We start from the raw sequence: 309 nt of genomic DNA on the forward strand, positions 1-309 counted from the left end.
GCCCCCGCCGAACGCCTGTTTGAGCTGCGGGCCGAGGCGGTCGTCGCCCAGCCCTTCGCGCGCGCAGATGAACGCGATGCCGCGCTTTTTGAGTTCGCGCGCGACGTGGCCGAAGGTGGCCAGCGGGTCGGAGTCGCCCATGTCGTGCGCGTCGCGCCGCGGCGCCAGGTGCATGCCGACGCGGCCGGCGCCCCAGACCTCGATGCAGGCGTCGGTCACCTCGAGCATCAGGCGCGCGCGGTTTTCGATCGAGCCGCCGTAGCTGTCCTCGCGCGTGTTGCTGCCGTCCTGCAGGAATTGGTCGAGCAG

Annotated in this window: 1 protein-coding gene; it reads right to left on the bottom strand. The window is 71.5% G+C overall.

The window, feature by feature from the left end:
- Positions 1–309, bottom strand: a 309-nt coding sequence (locus D0817_RS27125; RefSeq protein WP_497756109.1) for an oxidoreductase, incomplete at both ends; no start/stop codon positions are given.

The organism is Flavobacterium cupreum (genome assembly GCF_003996965.1).
In the GTDB taxonomy this organism is placed as follows: domain Bacteria; phylum Bacteroidota; class Bacteroidia; order Flavobacteriales; family Flavobacteriaceae; genus Flavobacterium; species Flavobacterium cupreum.